Genomic DNA, 20,602 nt, shown 5'->3' with positions numbered 1-20,602 from the left:
TTTATGAAGGCGACTATGACACCGGAACTGGATCAGAAATGGTGGTCCAAGAACAAACCGAAGCTGATGAAGAAGACCGGCCTGGGAGATGCTTTGAAAGCATACCAGGTCGCCGAAGATCAGATGGATTGGGACAAGACTTTGAAAGCCTTGTCCAACGTCAAACGCAAGGTGGCCGAGGCTGTGAAGCTCGCAGGCAGCAAGCACTCGGATACTGTGACGGTCCTGAAAAAGTACCCCAAGATCATCGACAAGAAAGAAAAGGAACTCGAGGAAAAGAAAAAGGACGCAGCGGCTCGGGCCAAGTCGGCCTCGACCGATGCGCCCAAGCAGAAACTGGGTAAGTCGGTTGTCATCTGGAAGAAGGATCTGGGCACCGAGATTACCAAGAAGTACAAGCCCGACTGGCTGAAAGAGCTAAAGGGCTATGCGTTCCAGTTGAAGCTGAACGATGATCTTCTGGATGTTCTGGAAGATGAAGGCGACTATGTCACGCCGCAGCAGATGGTGGATGACGCCAATGCAGTGACCGACAAGCTGGTTGCCTTGATCGCCAAAGAGTTGATGGCGACGGATGCGGCGATCAAGAAGGCCAGCGACGCAAAGAAACGCGCGGCGTTGATCAAAGGGTTCGACGACAAGCTCGCGACCATCATGAACGGTGCCAAAAAGCACTATGAGTCGATCCCGGCCAAGCGCTGGCAGGCCTTTGTGAAGCGCAAGCAGCAGTACAAGGACTATAAGGTCAAAACCGGCTTTGACATCACGCTTGGCGTGTTGGGTGTCGTCGGCGGGGCCGCGGGCGTGGCCGGTGCGGCCGCAACAGGCGGCGCGTCGCTGGCCTTGGGGATCGTCTCGCTGGTGCGGGGCGTTGCGCAACTGGCTGATAAGATCAAGGACGCCGCGCAAGAGGCCGAGAAGGTCGAAAAGAACCTCAAAAGCGATCTGGACACGCTGCTCAAGCGGTATCGCACTGCGGAAGGCGAGGCCAAAAAGCAGGTTCAAGGCGGTGCCGAGGTTGGTGCTTCAGTCCTCAAGGGTATTTTGGGTACCGATACGCCGTTCCTGGCCACTCTGCCAAAATGCGACAAGAACTATGGTCTGTGGCAAAACAAGGTCGCCGGGCTTGAAGTTGGCGGGCGCAAACTGTCTCAGGCGATCATGAAAGGTCTGCAGGAATGCGACAAGCTTGAGAAAGCCATGAAACAGGCGGACGCGAAGAAGGCCGGTAAGTATCTGGATAAGCTCAAGAAAGCCCGTGCCTCGTTGCAGAAGGGTCTGGATGGGTGTTCGGATATGATGAAGCGGGTCTCGGACGCGGATAAGAACGCGCCGAACCTCAAGAAGATGCTGGATGCGCTGAATTCGAGCAATCCGAAATATGCGCAGATCTTCGACAAGGTATTCCCGGTTGTCGTCAACCTGACGCTGGCGGGTGCAAATGCCGGGGTTGGCTTCAAGGAAGCGTCCAGCACGCTCGACACGGTCAACACGGCGCTTGGGCTATTCAACGACATTGCCTCGGAAGGCAAGGATCAGCTGGAAGAAGCGATCGGCTAAGCGGCGGGGCGGCGCCCGTGGCCCAAAGCCACGTGGCGCCGACCTCATCCGGCAGGAACGAAACGGAATATAGGCGCGAAAAAAATGGCAAAGCAGACAGTTACACCTCACAAGTTTTACGTGGTCGATCTCATCCGGTCGAAGCCCAAGCTTCAGTATATTGAGATCCCCAGCTACCGCGTTGACGTCAAATTCGAAGTCACGGCCAAAGGTCCGGTGCCGTCGACCACGCTGAAACGTCTTGAAGCAGCCGGCATGAAAGAGCTGGAGCGCTATGAGACGGTGATCAGCCAAGAGGCCGTCAAGCTCGACAAGAAAGTCGCCGAGCTGATGAAGACGCCGGGTCAGAAATCTCAGGCTGAAGCCGAGAAGATGATCCAGGCCACCAACCAGATGATCAAGAACGCCCTGCGGTCGGCCGAAGGGGCCGCTCAGGTGGCGATCGAAAAGCAGATCAAGGTTGAGGCGAATAAGGACAAACTGCTGAAAGAGGCGCGGGTCAAGACCACGCTGAAGGTGACAGCTGGTGTGATCAAGATCGGCACGGCTGTCACGCGGCTGGTTGCGACCTCGGGCGCGGATGTCATGGCCTACAAGACCATTGTCAAACAGGTCTACGATCTGGGCAAAGAGGTTCAGCAGCAGTTGAAGGGTGAAGAAAAACTGCGCAAGGACCTGGAAGGCGCCATCCAGAAATACATCAAGCTACGCGGCACCTCGATCATGCAGGCGGCCGAGCGGCAGGGTATCACGGACACTTCGGGTATCTCAGTCAAGAAACCGATGGAGGCGATCAAGAAACTGACCGCCAAGGCCCTCGCCATGGGTGATGAGGTCACCAAGGGCCGGGACGCCAAGAAGATCGCCAAGGAAATCGCGGATTTCGCGATCAAGGGCTATCAGGTCTATCAAAAGGACTCGAACAAGAAACGCGCGCTCTATCGTGAGCATACGACGAAAACGCGCCACAAGGTCGATGATCTGGGCAAGGCCGCTGACAAGCTGATGAAGGCCGCGAAGTCGCAGAAAACCCTGAAAGAGGGCGTCAAGCTCGGGGCTGAATGCATGGCCGTCAAGCGTGAGGCCAGCGCTATGGCCGCCAAGCTCGAGGAACGTCAGAAGTTCCTGGCCGAGATGGAGGCTCTGATGGAAGGCAACGGTCTGAAAGTGGATGACACCACGATCATGGACAAGCTGAAGAAGCTGGACAAGATGACGGTTCTGAAAGAGACCAAGACAATGTTTACCTCGGTCAAAGGGGTCTACAAACTGGTGGACGGAATCAGCGACGTCGTTGGTTAAACACGTAAATCTTCGGGTGCGGTTCGCCGTGCCCGACACCCAAAGCAACAGGAGGTGTTGGTGGAACCCGGTATCGAGAAGAGCGAAACGCTCCGCGACACCGTGCGCGAGTTTGTCGAGCGTAAGGCTGTAACCAACACCATTCTTGGTGTGATCATTTTCAACGCGATCACGCTGGGGCTATCAACCTCTCCTTCGGTTCAATCGAGTATTGGCCCGACCCTGGTTGTGATCGACAAGATCGTGCTGGGCGTTTTCGTGGCCGAGCTGTTGATGAAATTCTATGCTTACCGGTTCAGCTTCTTCAACAACGCCTGGAACATCTTTGACCTTGTTGTTGTTACGCTGGGATTGCTGCCCAACCGCGACGGGCTGTCCGCGCTGCGTGGGTTGCGCGTCATCCGGGCGATGCGTTTGCTATCGGTCATCCCGCAGATGCGGGCTGTGGTCCAGGCCTTACTGGACGCGCTGCCGGGGATGGGCGCGGTGATCATCATGATCTCGATCGTGTTCTACGTTTTCGCCGTCATGGCGACGCTGATGTACGGCCCGGATTTCCCGGAATGGTTCGGTTCTTTGGGTAAATCGCTCTATTCGCTGTTCCAGATCATGACGCTGGAAAGCTGGTCAATGGGCATCGTCCGTCCAGTGATGGAGGTTCATCCCACCGCCTGGATTTTCTTCGTACCGTTCATCGTCATCACTGCCTTTTCAGTTCTGAACCTGTTCATCGGTCTGCTGGTCAACACTATGCAATCCGCTGTGGAGGACGAGTCGGTTGAGGAGTTCTCGCATCTGCGAGAACTGGTGCGCAGCGAGACTGATATCGTAGACGATCGCGTCAAGGAACTGCTGGTCGAAGTTCGCGCCCTGCGGCGTGAAGTGTCCGAGTTGAAAGGTCAAACCGATGGCTGACAGCTCTCAGAAATTCATTGCCCGCAATCGTGCTCCGCGCGTTCAGATTGAATATGATGTTGAGCTTTACGGGGCCGAGAAAAAGGTTCAACTGCCCTTTGTCATGGGCGTGATGAGTGATCTCTCCGGCAAGTCCTCGGTTGAAACGCCCGCAGTTTCGGATCGTAAATTCCTTGAAATTGATGTCGACAATTTCGACGACCGTATGAAGGCCATGGCCCCGCGCGTTGAATTTGCCGTGCCCAATACACTGACGGGTGAGGGCAATCTGTCCGTCGATTTGACATTCGAGAAGATGGCTGATTTCACCCCGGCCCAGATCGCGTCAAAAATCGAGCCTCTGCGTAAACTGCTTGAGGCCCGCACGCAATTGTCGACCTTGATGGCCTATATGGATGGGAAGACCGGGGCCGAGACGCTGATCGAAAAAGTGCTGGCCGATCCGGCCCTTCTGGGCGCGCTTGCGGGCAGTACGCTCCCCGAGCAGGACAATGAGGCCACGTTGGACGCCTTGCGGGATATGATGCCCGAGGATGCCCCAGCCGACAATTCTGTGGAGGATGCGCTTGCGTCTTTGCCCGAGGTTGAGGTCGTAGCAGAACAGGATCAATCGGCTGACATCTTGTCTGATCTTGCGGCTGACGCTCCTGAGGACGCGCCTGAAGATACAGCCGTTGCTGATGCCTTGTCCTCTCTGCCCAGCTCGGTTGAGCCCGAGGCGCCTGTAGATGACAGCGCAGATGTCCTGTCGAATCTGGCGGCGTCAGCGCCTGATGAAGCGGCTCAGGACACCTCTCTCTCGGACGCTTTGTCTTCGCTGCCGGAAACCGAGGTTACTGAGGTAGCCGACACGTCGGGCGATATTCTCGCGGAGTTGGCCGACGCGGCACCTGCGGATGAGGTCGAAGACACAGCCGCAGATGACATCCTGTCCAGCCTGCCAGATGTCGAACTTACGGCTGAAGAGGACGCGTCGGATGATATCTTGTCCGATCTGGCCAGCTCTGAGCCTGATGATGAGCCCGAGGATACGTCGGTCGCGGATGCTCTGTCTTCTGTTCCAGAGGTTGAACTGCCCGACGTTTCGGATGACTCTACGGGTGTTCTTGCCGATCTGGCCGATGCTGCGCCCGAGGCGACCGAGGTTGAGGATGTGACCTCCGATATTCTATCTGACCTCAGAGATCTGGAAACGGAAGAGGTCGAAGACAGCTCTGTGTCCGATGCCCTGGCGTCTCTGCCCGAAACTGATGTCGCGGATGAGATTGATGGGTCCAATGACATCCTGTCGGACCTTGCAGATGCTGCGCTGGATATTGAGGTCGAAGACGACATGCTCGGCGATGTTCTCGCCTCGGTGCCCGAGGTTGAGGCAGCGTCTGAGACGGATCAGAGCGACGATATCCTCTCGGAAATAGCCGATCTGGAACTGGAGGAGATGGAAGAGGACGGCGTACTGGATGCGGCGCTTTCGTCGCTTCCGGATGCCGATGAAGAGGCCGAGGAAGATCATTCGGACATTTTGTCCAACCTCGCCGATGCTGTTCCAGATGAAGTGGCGGACGACGTTGATCTGGACGGTCTGTTGGATGATCTGGCGGAGATGGCTCCCGAGGAAGCTGATGAGCCTGCCGCGGACGACATACTCGCCTCGGTGCCCGAACCGGACAGCACGGATGAGGACGATCCGTTGGAGGACATCCTCGGTGATCTGGCCAGTGACGATCAACCTGATCCAGAGGCAGATGCGTCCGGCCTGGATGATTTGCTTGCCGATCTGGCGGATTCTGCTGACGAGGCACAGACCGAGGAGGATGTTCTGGATGACATCCTCGGGGATTTGGTGGAACCCGAAGCTGATGAGGTCGACGAAGCCGACGTAGAAAACGTTCTTGCAGTTTTAGCCGAAGAGCCTGACGGCGATCTGGATGATCTTTTGAATGACCTTGGGTCGGATGAGGATACATCTGCACCGACGGATGAAGCGGCCGATGACCTGGAAGATCTGCTGGGTGATCTCGAAGAGACGTCAGATGATGCGTCTGACGATCTGGATGCGCTTCTGGGTGATTTGGAATCCGAGCCTGACCGCGACGCCGCTTCAGACGATTTGGGTGCCTTGCAGGGTGATCTTGAAGGCGACGATGAGACAGAAGATGCGGATACAGAAGATGTCGATGCGCTGCTGGCGGACCTCGGCGACGATGTTGAGGGTGAAGATGCTGGCGCGGGCGATCTTGACGCCTTGCTGGGTGATCTTGACGGCAGTGATGAGACCGAAGACGTGGATACAGATGATCTCGATGCGCTTTTGGCGGACCTTGGCGACGATGTTGAGGATGAAGATGCAGGCGGGGATGATCTGGATGCCCTGCTGAACGACCTGGGGTCGGATGAGGACAGTGCGTCTGAGGAGGGTTCAGAAGATGATCTGGACGCTCTGCTGGCGGATCTTGGCGACGATGAAACTGGTTCAGACGACCTTGATGATCTGTTGAACGATTTGGGCGCAGATGACGAAAACGAAGAATCCTCTGACGACGCAACAGATGATTTGGATGCCCTGCTGGGCGATCTAGACTTGGACGACGAGGGCGGATCTGATGATCTGGACGCTCTGCTGGGTGACCTCGATGCCGATGACGCGTCAGATGGCTCAGCGGAATTGGACGACGAGCCGCAATTGGCATTTGGCCGCATGAGCGCGGATCGACCTGACCCGGAACGGCTAAATCGCACCCGGTTCCGGATCGCGATCTTTGGCGATTTCTCAGGCCGCGCGGCGCGTGGGCAGATCGAGACCGGAGACGCCTTGGCTGCACGCAAACCTATCATTCTGGATCCCGATACGGTCGAAGAGGTGATCGAGGGCTTCGCAACCGATCTTGTGCTGCCGATTGGCAAGGACGGGGCCGGGATCGAAGTGAAACTGAAAGAGTTGGACGATCTGCATCCCGACGAACTTTATGAAAAGGTTGAATTGTTCGATGGCCTCTCGGGTCTGAAAAGCCAGCTGAGCGCGGGTGGGACTGCAGATCACGCCGCCAAACAGCTGATTGGTTGGGGGGAAGAGTTCGGGCAGGCGGTTGTGCCGCCACGCAAATCTTCGAGCGGTAACACGGTTCGTGCTGACCTTAAACTCAGCGATTTTCAGAAACTAATCGGCGATACATCGGGTGAACTGGCGCAGGCCTCACCCGTTGATGACCTTTTGAAACGCGTGGTCGGCCCGCATATCCGCAAACTGCCCAGCCCCGATGTGCAGGCGATGCAAAAGGCCGTGGATGAGGCGCTGAGCGCAGCCATGCGCATGGTTCTGCACCACCCAGAGTTCCAATCCGTCGAAGCACAGTGGCGCAGCCTCGATCTGATTGCGCGCAGCGTCGAGGATGACGATACGCTCGACGTGGTTTTGTATGACGTCTCGGCTGAAGAGATCGCGGCAGATTTGGCCGCCGAGGAAGATCTGGCGAAAACCGGTCTTGTTCGGTTGCTGACCGAAGAGCCGTTGGACGAAGAAAACGGGCGCGGCGGGTATTCAGCACTGATCGGGCTTTATACCTTTGAGGAAACGCCGCCACATGCGGAACTGCTGGGCCGTATTGGCCGCGTCGCGGCCCATGTTGATGCGCCGTTCATCAGTGCAATCACCCCGGCCTATCTGGATGTGAAGCCCGAGGACCGCCACCCACTGGTGGTTGAAGCCTGGGATACGCTGCGCGCGATGCCCGAAGCCGGGCATGTTGGCCTGGTGTCTCCCCGGTTCCTGCTGCGGCGGCCATACGGAGCGAAGTCCGAGCCGATCTATGAGTTCGACTTCGAAGAATTCACCGAGTCTGAAGGCCTGCGCGGCATGCTTTGGGCCAATCCGGCGGTTCTGGTGACGATCCTGTTGGCGCGGTCCTTCAAGCAAAATGGCAAGGCGATGAATTTGGGCTCGGTCATGAGCTTGGGTGGCATACCTTACCATTTCGTAAATGACCGCTATGGCGATCAGGTGGCGCTGCCCTGTACGGAACGCAATATCACGTTGGCCAAGCACGAACACTCGGTCCAGCGCGGCTATATGCCGGTACTGTCTGTCAAAGGCCGCGATGAAATCCGGCTGGGCTCGTTCAACTCGGTTGCCGGTCAAGAGATTCTGGGCCCGTGGTCCGGTATGCCCGCGCCAGCTCCGTCGCCGGATGTGCCTGCTGCGCCTGAGGCTGATGAGGATGACGATCTGGATTTGGATCTGGATCTTGATACAGGCGATGACGATGATTTCGACCTCGATCTGGACCTTGGAGATGACGACAGCGGCGATCTTGACGATCTGCTGGCGTCATTCGGGGATGATGATGACGGTGACGATAGTGATGATGAAGATATGGACCCCGAACTTGCTGCACTGCTGAACGATTTGTGACGGCGCGGTGAACGAGAATTGGAAGGAACGGTAAATGGCTGAGAGTCTGCAAAGTAAAGAGTGGCCGCTTCGGATAACGGGGTCGTATAGCTATGGTGAGGATGATCTTGTCATCAGGCGGGCCGTCGTCTCAGAAGAGCTTGGGAAACTGACCGAAATTCAGGTCGAATTCCTGTCGGAAAAGACCACGATTGCGTTGGACAAACTGCTGGGCAAGGTGATGACCATTCATCTGGCCGCCGATGGGGCCGAGCGTAAGTTCACCGGCACAATTGTAAGGGTGGAACGACTGGCGCTGCGCGACGGCTATGTACAGTTTCTGGCCGAATTGCGCCCGTGGTTTTGGTTGCTAACGCAGACCACTGACAGTCGCATCTTTCAAGAGATGACTGCCGTGCAGATTATCGAAAAGATTTTCGGTGAATACGGGCTCACGGATTTCAGAAAAAGCCTCCGCGCTACTTACCAGCAACGCGAATATTGCGTGCAATATCGCGAAACGGATTTCGACTTTATCTCGCGCCTGATGCAAGAAGAGGGCATCTACTACTATTTCGATTATACGAATGCCAAAGACAAGAATGAGACGCTTGTCATGTGCGACGGACCAAACGCGCATACGCCGATCGCCGGGGACGCAAAGGTCGAATTCCGGGGCGGGGATGATTACAGCCAACGTCTTGGTGACTCGGTCACCGAATGGGCCGCGTCCGAGACGATACGGCCTGGGGTAGTTTCGCTCGGCGATTTTGATTTCGAAAAGCCCAAAGCGTCACTGGATGCGCGGGCCAAAACGCCGACCGGCGCAAAGCACGGATTCAAGGACAAGCTAGAGCTTTACGATATTCCAGGTCACTACAAGGAAACCGGGCCGGGCAATACGTTGGCCAAGGTGCGGATGACGGCGGAGGATGCTCTGTTCGACCGGCGGCGCGGGCGGGCTTCGGTCCGGGCGCTGGAAACCGGGCGCAAGTTCACGCTGAAGGATCATCCCGACAAGGCGGAGAACGCGGAATACCTGATCACCAAGGCGCGGTATTTTCTTCAGACCACCGAAGGTTATGGATTTGCCAAGAACGACAAGGATCTGGACACCGGAGCACTAGAGTTTCCGGAGGACAGCAATGAGATGTTCATGGTCGAGTTTGAGGCCCAGCCCGGCAAAACCGAATTCAAATCATTGCGCACGATCCCCTGGCCAGAAATCTCGGGTCTGCATACGGCCATCGTGACCGGCAAGGCTGGTGAGGAAATCTGGACTGACAAATACGGTCGCATCAAGGTTCAGTTCCATTGGGACCGCGAAGGCAAGAAGGACGAAAAGACTACCTGCTGGGTGCGGGTTGTCACCCCTTGGTCGGGTAAGAACTGGGGTATGGTCAGCATCCCTCGGATTGGGCAGGAGGTTGTCATCCAGTTTGAAGAGGGTGATCCGGATCGGCCGATCTGCACGGGCATGCTCTACAATGCCGACACCATGCCACCCTATGCCTTGCCTGCAAACCAGACGCAAACTGGGATCAAGACGCGGTCCTCGAAACAGGGCAGCGCCGAGACGTTCAACGAGCTGATGTTCGAGGACAAGAAAGACGCCGAACTCGTGCGCTTTCAGGCGCAGAAGGATCACGAGAAGCTGGTCAAGAATATGTCCACGATTACCATTGGCTATGACAAGCTGGACAAGGGTGGCAATGGCGGTGACGGCTGCCTCAGCCAAGTGGTCAAGAAGAACGTGGATGAGACGATCAAGGAAGGTGACCATACCTTCACCATCGAGAAGGGTAACCAGACGGTCAGCATCAAGACTGACCAGACCGAGACTATCGAGGGCAAGTCCACCCGCACCGTCACCGGCAATCACGCCGAAACGATCAAGGAAGGCGACAAATCCACGACGGTAAAGATGGGTGACATTCAAGTCGATGCCAAAATGGGCAAGATCACAATGACCGCAATGAAGTCGATCGAATTGAAGGTTGGTGGCTCATCGATCAAACTGGACCCGACAAGCATTACGATCAAGAGCACGATGATCAAAGTCCAGGCCAATGCCAAGCTGGATGCAAAAAGCCCGATGACGACGGTCAACGGTGACGCCATGCTGACCCTCAAGGGCGGCCTGACAATGATCAACTAAGGGGGCAACGCGATGACAGACCGATTTTCCGGAATGACCAAAACGCCCCAGATGCCCGCTGCGCGCATGCTGGCCGATGCCAATGCCCGCCTGAGCGTCAAGCTAGAGGCCCCGGCCAGTGCGCCTTTGGATGTGGTGTTGACTGAATTGGAAGAGAAAGGCGCAGTGATCGATATCCTACGCCTTCTGGGGGTGGCCTTGCCTGCCCGAGAGCGCGTGTGGTGGTCTTGTCTGGCCGCGCGCGACTATATCGGTGAGGCCCCGGACAACAACACGCCCGCACTGGCGGCGTCTGAGGAATGGGTGTTTCGCCCTACGCCTGAAAACCGCGACAAGGCGGGCGCGACGATTGATCTCGCCGAACCAGACGATGAGACGGTAAATTGCGCCATGGGCGTGTTATACTCGGACGGAACCTTGGGTTCGGGTGATCTGGCCAACGTTCCGGCCCCTCTCGGTGCGGCCGAAGTTGTGGCCTTTGCGATGAATGTTGTTGCAATGGACAAACATGAAGAGGATTTTGACTCCTACGTGCAGTTGCTGATTGACCGTGGGGTCGATATTGCTCGGGGTGGAAATGGTAAGCTGGACCGCGAGAAGGCCAGCGCTGAGACAGAGGAGTAAGCATGGGATTCCCGCAAGCACGAATCTTGGACTTGCATGCGTGTACGCTGCCTGCTCCTCCGCCAGCCCCGCCACCGCCAGCTCCGGTGCCGATGCCGATCATGCCGCCCTGCTGTACGACGGTTCTGGTGGGAAAACTGCCCGCAGCGCGTCTGTCAGATATGGCGACACCGGCATTTCCGCACCCGATCATCAAGGGTTCGGCCACCGTTCTGATCGGCAAGCTGCCTGCGGCCCGTGTGACGGATACCTGCGCCTGCGGTGGCCCGATCATCAAGGGCGAGTTTACCGTACTGGTCGGAGGATGAAGACAAACGAATGACGGTCACTTTGAAATTCCAATCCACCGGCGTGGTACCGGGCGACGGGCGCCCGGTCTCGATGCAGGGGGGCTCTTTGACCGTGGGGCGTGGGCCGGCCAATGACTTGGTCCTGCCTGACCCTGAAAAGACGCTTAGCAAAAGCCATTTCGTGATTGAAGATCACAATGGAAACGTGGTGATTGTTGATCTGTCGACGAACGGAACTTTTCTGAACTACTCGAAAATACCTCTAGGCCGGACACCGACGCCGCTCAACAATGGCGACGTGCTGGTTGCGGGTGGGTACGAGATGGTTGTCGAAATTGGGGCGGACCTGCCCAGTTTCGAAGAATCGATCCCCCAGCCTGCGCAACAGGCGGGGGTGTCTCCGGGTATGTCCCAGAACGCGCCGGATCCGATGGCGTTGCTGGACGATGCCGCTCCAGGCGGGGATTTTCTTGATGATCTTTTGGGCGGTGAAGCCAAAGGGCCCGGGCAGATTTCCACGCCCGACCCGATGGATGAACTGCTGCCGCCCTTGGAGGATGACGATCCGTTCTTTGCCAAGCCCAAGGATTTGCATGCGGATATGGGCGCAAGCGATGCGATGCATAACCCGTCGGCCAGCGACGCGTTTACCGCACCCTCCGCAGGCGGAGCGAACCTGATCCCAGATGACTGGGATGATGATCTGCTGTCGCCCGCGGGCGGCTCTGCCTCGGACCCGTTTTCCGCGCCTGAACCGGCGCGTCCGGAACCCACCGCGCCGCCTCCGATCAAGCCAAAGCCGGGCGGCCAGGCCGATGTGGCTCCGCCCCCCGAACCGGTTGAGGCAGAGAAACCCGTTCCGACCGGCGGTGGCGATCAATCCGCTGCCCGTGCCTTGCTGGAGGCGTTGGAGGTCGACGATCTGCGCATCGACGATGCCGATTTGCCTGCCACAATGGGCCGTATGGGCCGTGTGTTGCGGGTGATGATCACTGGTTTGCGGGAAATCCTGATGACCCGCACCTCGATCAAGTCCGAGTTCCGTATCGAACAGACCATGATCAATGCTGGCGGCAACAACCCGTTGAAGTTCTCGATCAGCCCCGAACAGGCGATTGAGGCGTTGGTCAAGCCGCGTGTCAAAGGCTACCTAGCCTCGGAAGAGGCGACCGAACAGGCGCTGAACGACATCAAGGCGCATGAGGTCGCGATGGTCACGGGCATGGAGGCCGCTCTCAAGGGCGTTCTGGCCCGGCTTGACCCCGAGGTGCTGGCAGGAAAAATTGAAGGTTCCGGCAAACTTGGGTCACTTTTTAAAGGTAAAAAGGCCCAATACTGGGAAGTTTACGAGAAGATGTATGCCGATATCTCGGATCAGGCAGAGAATGACTTTCACGATCTCTTCAGCCGAGAATTCGCGCGCGCGTATAAAGAACAGCTGGAAAAGCTGAAGTAACGCCCCATTGCGGGCGGCAAGAGCAAGGGAGGGCAGCCATTGTCCTGGGACAGCAAGGTGCTTTGGACCGAAGGGTTGTTTCTGCAGCCCCATCACTTCCAGCAGGCGGATCGGTATACCGAGGCGCTGGTGGCCGGTCTCGCACGCCGGGTCACGCCTTATGCGTGGGGTGTCGGTGCGTTAGAGATCGATGATGAAGTGCTTAAGGTCGGTCAGTTTGCCTTGAAATCCTGCTCGGGCCTGACGCCGGACGGACAGGTATTTCGCGTGCCTCAGGCCGAAGATCACCCGCCTGCGCTGGAAGTGCCCGAGACGATCAAGGATTGCGTTGTTTACCTAACGGTTCCTCAACGACGGCAGGGCGCATCCGAGGTGGATCTGAGCGGGGCCGAACAATCGGTCAGCCGACTGCGTCCGGCCGAGCAGGAAGTCACCGATGTGATGAGCCAGCAGAAAAAGCCTGTCACGTTGGGTGTAGGCAAACTCCGCTTGCAGTTCGCGCTGGAAGTGGATGATTTGGCGGATAAATTGGCGATCCCGATTGCCAAGATCATCGAAGTGCGCCCGGATAAAGAGATCATACTGGATCGCGGTTTCATCCCATCTGTGCTGGACGTACGCGCCGCCGCTGCGCTGGCCGGTTTCATGAATGAGCTTGAGGGGATGCTGTCTCACCGCATGCAGGCCTTGGCAGGGCGTCTTTCGGACGGTGGACCGGCAAAGGGGGCTGCCGAGATTTCGGACTTCCTGCTGCTGATGACCATCAACCGCAACCTGCCTTTGGTGCGCCATTTCGCCAATATTGAGAACGTGCATCCCGAACATGTCTACCGTGTCTGCGCTGCGCTCGCCGGTGAGCTGGCGACCTTCATGAGCACCGAGAAAGAGGCCGTGCAATTCCCGGCCTATCAGCATGACGACCTGACCGCTTCGTTCGCGCCTGTCATTCGGACCCTGCGGCAATACTTGAGTTCCGTGTTGGAGCAGACGGCGGTCTCAATCCCGCTGGAGGCGCGGAAATATGGCATCAGCGTGGGCGTGATTGCCGACCGCAAGCTGATCGGCAATGCCGGTTTCGTGCTGGCCGTGAACGCAGATATCCCGGCCGAGGACGTGCGCCGCCATTTCGCCGGGCAAGCCAAAACCGGCCCGGTTGAGGAAATCCGTCAACTGGTGAACTCGGCGCTTCCCGGTATCACTCTGCGCCCGTTGCCTGTCGCTCCGCGGCAGATTCCGTATCACTCCGGTGTCGTCTATTTCGAACTGGATGCCGCCAGCCCATACTGGGGCAAGATGACCACCTCGGGTGGGATCGCGGTTCATGTATCGGGGCAATATCCGGGACTTGAGATGGAGCTGTGGGCGATCCGCAACCAATAAGAGTGAACGTGATCACTGGCGGCGCCGAAACAATTTGATAGGGCTTGATATGTGGGTCACACTCGTGACGCGGAAGCCTTAGGGGAACAGGTCAAAGAATGTCCGACAAAGATCCATTTGCCGAACCGGACGACACCGACAAGACGGTCATTCGCCCCAATCCTGGTGGGCGACGTCAGGCGGGTGGAATGCAGCAACCGCCGGCTCCGCAGCAACCGGCCGGATATCCCGATCCGATGCAGGTGCCACAGCCCGAGCCCATGGCACAACCGGCGCCGGGCGGCGCTGGATACGGGGTGCCTCAATCCCAGACGCCCCAATCCCGGCCTGCGTCCGGTGGGGAAGAGGTCGCGACTACGGGTATGAACCGGCTGAACGCCTGCGCGGCATCACTGTTTTCGTTGATCAGCCGCATTCGCAATCGCGCGCAGCATATGGATCCGGACAAGCTGCGCCAAAGCGTTGTGGCCGAGGTGCGCGCGTTTGAAAATGCCGCTTTACAGGCGGGTATAGCAGCGCAGACGGTCAAGATCGCGCGCTATGCTCTGTGCGCAACCCTGGACGATGTTGTGTTGAACACACCGTGGGGCGGCCAATCCACTTGGGCGACCCAATCGCTGGTCGGCACCTTCCACCGAGAGACCGTCGGAGGTGATCGCTTCTACGACCTGCTGGCGCGTCTCGAGCAGGACCCGGCCAACAATATTGAACTGTTGGAATTCGTCTACATGTGCCTCTCGCTTGGGTTCGAGGGGCGTTTGCGCGTCGAACAGGGCGGGGCGGACAAGCATATGCAGATCCGTCAGGGTCTGGCGCGGATCATTCGCGCTCAACGGGGTGACGTGGAACGGGATCTCGCTCCGCATTGGGAAGGGGTCGACAAACCCTACCGTGCCCTCAGCCTTTGGAAGCCCGTCTGGATCGCAGTTGGCGTGACCGCTCTGCTGCTGTTGATCGAATTTGGTGGCCTGTCTTATCTGCTGTCCAACAAGACGGAAAACCTTGTGGGGCAGATGTCGGTGATTGATGCTGGTCGGGTGACAGAGCTGCAGCGCCGCGCGCCGCCGCCTCCGCCGCCACCGCCGCAAGCCCAGCCGCAGGTCGAAAAGGTCGTGGCTTTCCTGCAGCCCGAGATTGACGAAGGGCTGGTTGAGGTCTTTGAGAAGGGCAACACGCTGATTATCCGGATCAAGGGATCGGGCATGTTCGGGTCGGGTTCGGATCACCTGCAGGACAAATTCAAGGAGCCGGTGCGCCGCGTGGCTGTTGCGCTAGACAGAGAACCCGGAGGGGTCATCGTGACCGGGCACTCAGACAATGTGCCGATCCGCTCATCGCGCTTTCCGTCCAACCTCGCTCTGTCTCTGGCACGGGCCAAATCGGTGATGAACCAGATGGCGGGTGAGATTTCCGATCCCGACCGCCTAAGCGCCGAAGGCCGTGCCGATAGCGAACCGATTGCCGACAACTCGACCCGCGAAGGCCGGGCCACGAACCGCCGGATCGAAGTCCTGCTGGTTCAGGAGGAGAACTGATGATCCGCCGCGTTTTAAGATATGTTTTCATGTCGATCTACACCGTGCTGTTCTTCACGGCGACGGTACTGGCTGGGTGTCTGTACTATTTCGGCCCGTGGATCGGCTCGGATGAGTGGCGGCCACTGGACGGGGTCGGAACCCGCCTAATCTGGTGCGGGGTGATCTATCTTGTTTTCTTCCTGATTGGTCTGACCATCTTCCTTCTGCGCCGTCGACGCGAAAAGAAACTGACGGAAGAGATCACTGAGTCCGTCGCCGATGGTGGCGACATGATAGACAGCGAGATTTCCGAGCTTCGCGGCAAACTGAAAACGGCGATGGCGGCATTGCGCAAGTCCAAGAACGGGCGGCGCCATCTGAATGAGCTGCCCTGGTACGTCATGATCGGCCCTCCGGGCGCTGGCAAAACGACGGCGATTGTGAACTCGGGCCTGAACTTTCCGCTGGCAGATGAGCTGGGCAAGACTGCGATTGGTGGTGTTGGCGGCACGCGCAACTGTGACTGGTGGTTCACCGAGAACGCCGTTCTGATCGACACGGCCGGGCGCTACACCACGCAGGAAAGCGATGCCGAGGTCGACAATGCAGCCTGGATCGGGTTCCTGAACCTGCTCAAGAAATACCGCAAAAGGCAGCCGATCAATGGTGCGATGATTGCGATTTCGCTGTCTGACCTGTCCTTGCAGGACGAGGTCACGCAGAAAGAACACGCCAAAGCTGTCCGTCGCAGACTGGAAGAGCTGCGTGAAAAGCTCGGTGTGCGGTTCCCGGTTTATATCCTGTTCACCAAGGCCGACCTCATCGCAGGTTTCGCCGAATTCCACGACAATCTGGGCAAAGAAGATCGCGAGCAGGTTTGGGGCTTTACACTGCCATTGGACAAATCGCGCAGCGAACAGTCTCCGGTCGCGGCTTTTGATGAGGAGTTCGCGCTACTTCTGGGTCGTCTGAATTCGCAGTCCTTGGAGCGGATGCAGACCGAGACGGACCCGCAGCGCCGGGCGTTGATTGCCGGGTTCCCGATACAGGTCGCCTCGGTTCGCAAAGTCGCGCATGAGTTCCTGACAGAAGTTTTTCAGGACAGCCGCTATCAGCACCGCCACATGCTGCGCGGGGTCTATTTCACCTCTGGCACGCAAGAAGGCACACCAATTGACCGACTGATGCTGGGCATGGCACGGACCTTTGGGATTGGCCGTCAGGCTATCGGCTCGGGGCAGGGGTCGGGTCGGTCCTATTTCCTGACGCGCCTGTTCGATCAGGTGATCTTCCGCGAGGCTGGGCTGGTCAGCGCCGATGACAAGGTGGAAAAGCGCTACAAGATCACCAAATGGGCCTCGATTGCCGCGACTATTATTGCCGCCGTCACGGTCGGAGCTTTGCTCGTGCGCAGCTTCATGGGCAATACCGATCTGATCGCCGAGGCGCAGGAGGGTGTGTCCGCCTATCAAGCCGCCGCTGCGACTTTGCCACCCAGCCCCGTTGGAGACACCGATCTCGTTCCGGTCGTGCAAGCGTTGAACACTCTGCGCGATCTGCCGGCCAACCCGACGCTATCGGATCCTGAACCTGAAACACGTCTGACCTACGGTCTCTATCAGGGCGACGTTATCGGCACACAGGCGGCGCAAACCTATCGCGCGGCGTTGAACCAGCGCCTGTTGCCGCGTCTTCTGCTGCGTCTGGAAGAGCAGATGAGCGCCAATATCAATAACCCTGATGTGCTCTATGAGGCGCTGAAGGTCTATCTGATGCTGGGTCTGCAGGGGCCGATGAACCAGGATTTGGTCAAGGAATGGATGAACATTGACTGGAGCGTGTCCTTCCCCGGCCCATCGCGTGAGGAATTCCGCGCGGATCTGAACGATCATCTCGACGCCATGTTGAGCCAGCCGATGCAAGAGATCGCTCTGAATGGCCCAATGGTGGATCAGATTCAGGGTATCCTTTCGGAACTCCCGCTGGCGCAGCGTGTCTATAACGGCATCGTCTCCAGCCCTGCGGCCACAGCGCTGCCAGAGTGGCGGATCACCGAAGTGGGTGGCCCCGCTGTCGGGCGCGTTCTGGTACGGTCCTCCGGGAAACCTCTGAACGACGGGATTGAAGGTATTTTCACCTATAATGGCTTCAATAACGTCTTCCTTGGTGAGGCGATTGGCGTCGCCAAACGCGTGCAGAAGGAAAGCTGGGTTTTGGGACCCCGAGGTGAGGCCGAACAGACGGAGCAGGCTCTTGCTGCCCTCAGCCGAGATGTTCTGGACCTATATTACAACGACTACATTGCACGCTATGACGCTATGCTGGGCGATATCGACATCGTCCCGATGGAAAGCCTCAGCCACGCGGTTGAGGTCACCAATGTGCTGTCAGGTCCGACTTCACCGATCGTGAATGTCCTGAATTCGATCTCGGATGAGACGAAACTGACCGAAAACCGGTCAATTCTCTCGGGCAATGATGCGATCAGCGAAGGCGTTTCCGGTGCCGCCGCGATTGAGCTGCAATCCGCGACCTCAGCCCAGACACAGATCCTGTTGGAAGCCTTGGCCAAAACCAGTGGTGTCAATGCCGGCGAACCCGTGCAAGCGCCGGGGCAGTATGTCGAGGACCGCTTCGACTGGTTGCATCAATTGGTTGAGCGGCAAGAGGGGCAACCTTCGCAGCTGGACATGCTGATGGGGTCGCTTACGAGCGTGTATCAGGAGCTGAACAAAATGTCGTTCAGCGGTGTCTCCGGTGGTGAAACCGGGCAGGCCTTGCAGCAGTTCCAGCAGGAAGCCGCACGAATTCCCGGCCCTATGGAACGCTGGGCCCTTCAGATCATCGATGGCTCGTCCGGGATTACTTCGGATAGTACCCGTTCGTCCATCAACGCGCGGTGGCAATCGACCGTTCTGCCGTTCTGCGAGCAGGTTGTCGGGGATCGCTATCCGTTCAACCGCCGCTCGGGCGCGGATGTCGCGATGGGTGACTTTGGCAAGTTGTTCGGTCCGCAAGGTCTGATCGACTCGTTCTTCAATGAAAACCTCGCCAAACATGTGGATATGCGCACGCGACCATGGTCGTGGAAGTCCGGGGTCAATGCGACCGATCTGGGCATCAGCCAGGCGGTTCTGACCCAGTTTCAAAATGCCGCCGAGATCAAGGAGGCGTTCTTTGCGGCAGGCCCGCAGCCGCAAATCCAATTCCAGATTATGCCCGAGGCACTGGACCCAAAGGCCAAAGGCGTCAAGCTTGAGATAGATGGCCAAGTGCTGGAGTTCCAACATCGCGGCGGCTTGCCGTCACCCCTTGCGGTGACATGGCCGGGCTCGGTTGGGCTGGCGCGCGTCAGTTTTGAGCCGGAAAAGCGCAATATCGAAAGCGTTCTGTCCAAGGACGGACCCTGGGCCTGGTTCCGCTTGCTGGACGCGGCCGAGGTACGGCGCACCAATGTGTCTGACCGCAAGAAGGTGATCTTCAATGTTGGTGGTCGCATCGCAATCTTCCAATTGCAGTCGGGTTCGGTCATCAATCCGTTCGCTTTGCCGGCGCTGCAGAAATTCAGCTGTCCCAAGTCGTTCTGATGCAGGCAGGCGGGTTTGGTGCATTCGGCAAGATGCCCTCGGTCGGAGACTTCTTCCGCCTCGGAGTGTCTCAGGCGTTTGTACAGCCGTGGGATGAGTGGATTCAGCGCAGCATGTTGGCTGCGTCAGAAGCTTTGGGTGAGGCATGGGATTCCCGCTACATGTCTGCTCCGATCTGGCGGTTTTGCCTGTCTCCGGGGCTGGCTGGGCCGCAAAAAATGCTGGGGGTTCTGATGCCTTCGGTGGATCGGGTCGGACGGCGGTTTCCTTTGACCCTGGTTGCCGGGGTCTCGAACGAAGGGTCTGCCGCGTTGGCGCATTTTCGGGCAGCTGAGGTCTACCGACAGCTTGAAGATCTGGCGCTTGCCGCGCTCGAAGATGACATGACCCGCGACAAGCTGGCCGAAGGTCTGGCCGCTTTGCCAGCCCCAACGCAGCAACCGACGGCGCCTGTGCGCGCGCATGGGAACACGATGGTTCTGACCCGCGGGGAAGTTTCCGACAGCTTGCTACCTGATCTGGCGGCGGGGTTGATGTCGCAAAGATATCGCACCCCAAGCGTTTGGAGCACTGAAATCGGCGGCGTCCCCCGAATGATGATCTGCGAAGGTTTACCGGATGGGGCAAACATGCAAGGCTTGTTCAACCTACACGCCGCATTGTGGACCGAGGCACGACCAATATGAATTCAAGTCACCGCGTTCGGTACAGCGCACGCAGCCATGTGGGCCTCAGGCGGAAGGTCAACGAAGACGCGGTGCTGGCGCTGCCCGAGGAAAGCCTCTGGTTGGTGGCTGACGGTATGGGCGGGCATGACGCGGGAGACTATGCCAGCCGATTGGTCGCGGATATGGTTGCCGCAATCCCGCCCGGTTTGGCCCCTGCAGATCGGTTGACCGCATTGCGAGACGCGATCCAACGCGCCCATGCCGTGATCCGGCAAGAGGCCGCTGCCCGAGGTGGCGGCACGATTGGTACGACGGTCGCGTGCATGATGCTCGCTAATGGGCACTTCGTCGGGCTTTGGGCCGGTGACAGTCGAATCTACCTACTGCGTGAGGGCAAGATCCAGATGCTAAGCACGGATCACTCGGTCGTAGCGGATCTGGTTCTGGCAGGACAGATGAGCTGGGATGAGGCCGAGCAGCACCCTCAGTCCAATGCGATCACACGGGCCGTGGGCGTTGGAGAAGTTCTCGAACTGGATAAGGTCCGTGGCGAGGTTCAGCCCGGCGACCGTTTTCTGATCTGCTCAGACGGCCTTAGTAAATACGCAACGTTCCCGATGTTGGAGAAAGCGCTGTCGGATATGCCGATCGAGACCGTCTCGGATCAGTTGATACAGGTGGCGCTGGATGGAGGCGGGGCCGACAACATTACCGTGATTGTCGTCGACATCCTTTAACTTCACATTTTGACGCAGGAA

At 58.0% G+C, this 20,602-nt stretch carries 13 protein-coding genes and 1 pseudogene; all 14 read left to right on the top strand.

Features of this window, described 5'->3' with window-relative positions; translation table 11 throughout:
- Positions 1 to 15: 15 nt before the first annotated feature.
- The 14 genes and pseudogenes from ACR0C3_RS15125 to ACR0C3_RS15060 all read left to right on the top strand — a co-directional run bounded on the left by ACR0C3_RS15125 (position 16) and on the right by ACR0C3_RS15060 (position 20,581).
- Complete coding sequence (locus ACR0C3_RS15125; protein WP_170639710.1) at positions 16 to 1,560, top strand: hypothetical protein; 1,545 nt, start codon at positions 16 to 18, stop codon at positions 1,558 to 1,560.
- 84 nt (positions 1,561 to 1,644) lie between these two features.
- A complete protein-coding gene (locus ACR0C3_RS15120) occupies positions 1,645 to 2,862 on the top strand; it encodes a hypothetical protein (RefSeq protein ID WP_170549437.1) in 1,218 nt (405 codons plus the stop codon).
- Positions 2,863 to 2,919: 57 nt separating this feature from the next.
- Entirely contained in the window at positions 2,920 to 3,777 is an 858-nt protein-coding gene (locus ACR0C3_RS15115) for an ion transporter (protein ID WP_480526118.1), read from the top strand.
- A pseudogene (gene tssB / locus ACR0C3_RS15110) lies at positions 3,770 to 4,270 on the top strand (type VI secretion system contractile sheath small subunit); the annotation flags it as partial. The gene ACR0C3_RS15115 and the pseudogene tssB, both read left to right, overlap by 8 nt.
- A gap of 27 nt (positions 4,271 to 4,297) precedes the next feature.
- A complete protein-coding gene (locus tag ACR0C3_RS15105) occupies positions 4,298 to 8,185 on the top strand; it encodes a type VI secretion system contractile sheath domain-containing protein (protein ID WP_480759366.1) in 3,888 nt (1,295 codons plus the stop codon).
- 34 nt (positions 8,186 to 8,219) lie between these two features.
- Positions 8,220 to 10,322, top strand: coding sequence for a type VI secretion system tip protein TssI/VgrG (locus ACR0C3_RS15100; protein WP_170643323.1), 2,103 nt, complete (start codon positions 8,220 to 8,222; stop codon positions 10,320 to 10,322).
- A gap of 12 nt (positions 10,323 to 10,334) precedes the next feature.
- Positions 10,335 to 10,946: a DUF6931 family protein gene (locus ACR0C3_RS15095; protein WP_170461472.1), complete on the top strand. Its 612-nt coding sequence runs from the start codon at positions 10,335 to 10,337 to the stop codon at positions 10,944 to 10,946.
- Between the two features lie 2 nt (positions 10,947 to 10,948).
- On the top strand, positions 10,949 to 11,254 hold the full coding sequence (locus ACR0C3_RS15090; protein WP_170467447.1) for a PAAR domain-containing protein: 306 nt from the start codon (positions 10,949 to 10,951) through the stop codon (positions 11,252 to 11,254).
- A 10-nt stretch (positions 11,255 to 11,264) separates the two neighbouring features.
- Positions 11,265 to 12,692, top strand: a complete 1,428-nt coding sequence (gene tagH / locus ACR0C3_RS15085; protein WP_480759216.1) for a type VI secretion system-associated FHA domain protein TagH — start codon at positions 11,265 to 11,267, stop codon at positions 12,690 to 12,692.
- A 39-nt stretch (positions 12,693 to 12,731) separates the two neighbouring features.
- Positions 12,732 to 14,072: a type VI secretion system baseplate subunit TssK gene (tssK, locus tag ACR0C3_RS15080; RefSeq protein ID WP_480759215.1), complete on the top strand. Its 1,341-nt coding sequence runs from the start codon at positions 12,732 to 12,734 to the stop codon at positions 14,070 to 14,072.
- A 98-nt stretch (positions 14,073 to 14,170) separates the two neighbouring features.
- On the top strand, positions 14,171 to 15,607 hold the full coding sequence (gene icmH / locus ACR0C3_RS15075; RefSeq protein ID WP_480759214.1) for a type IVB secretion system protein IcmH/DotU: 1,437 nt from the start codon (positions 14,171 to 14,173) through the stop codon (positions 15,605 to 15,607).
- Positions 15,607 to 19,176, top strand: coding sequence for a type VI secretion system membrane subunit TssM (gene tssM, locus ACR0C3_RS15070; protein ID WP_480759212.1), 3,570 nt, complete (start codon positions 15,607 to 15,609; stop codon positions 19,174 to 19,176). The genes icmH and tssM overlap by 1 nt, the downstream gene beginning before the upstream one ends.
- On the top strand, positions 19,176 to 19,862 hold the full coding sequence (tagF, locus tag ACR0C3_RS15065; RefSeq protein WP_480759211.1) for a type VI secretion system-associated protein TagF: 687 nt from the start codon (positions 19,176 to 19,178) through the stop codon (positions 19,860 to 19,862). The genes tssM and tagF overlap by 1 nt, the downstream gene beginning before the upstream one ends.
- Positions 19,859 to 20,581, top strand: a complete 723-nt coding sequence (locus tag ACR0C3_RS15060; protein ID WP_480759209.1) for a PP2C family protein-serine/threonine phosphatase — start codon at positions 19,859 to 19,861, stop codon at positions 20,579 to 20,581. Before tagF ends, ACR0C3_RS15060 begins: the two co-directional genes overlap by 4 nt.
- Positions 20,582 to 20,602 lie beyond the last annotated feature (21 nt).

It is taken from the genome of Ruegeria sp. CK3 (genome assembly GCF_056536565.1).
This window is presented reverse-complemented; position numbering and strand designations above follow the sequence as displayed.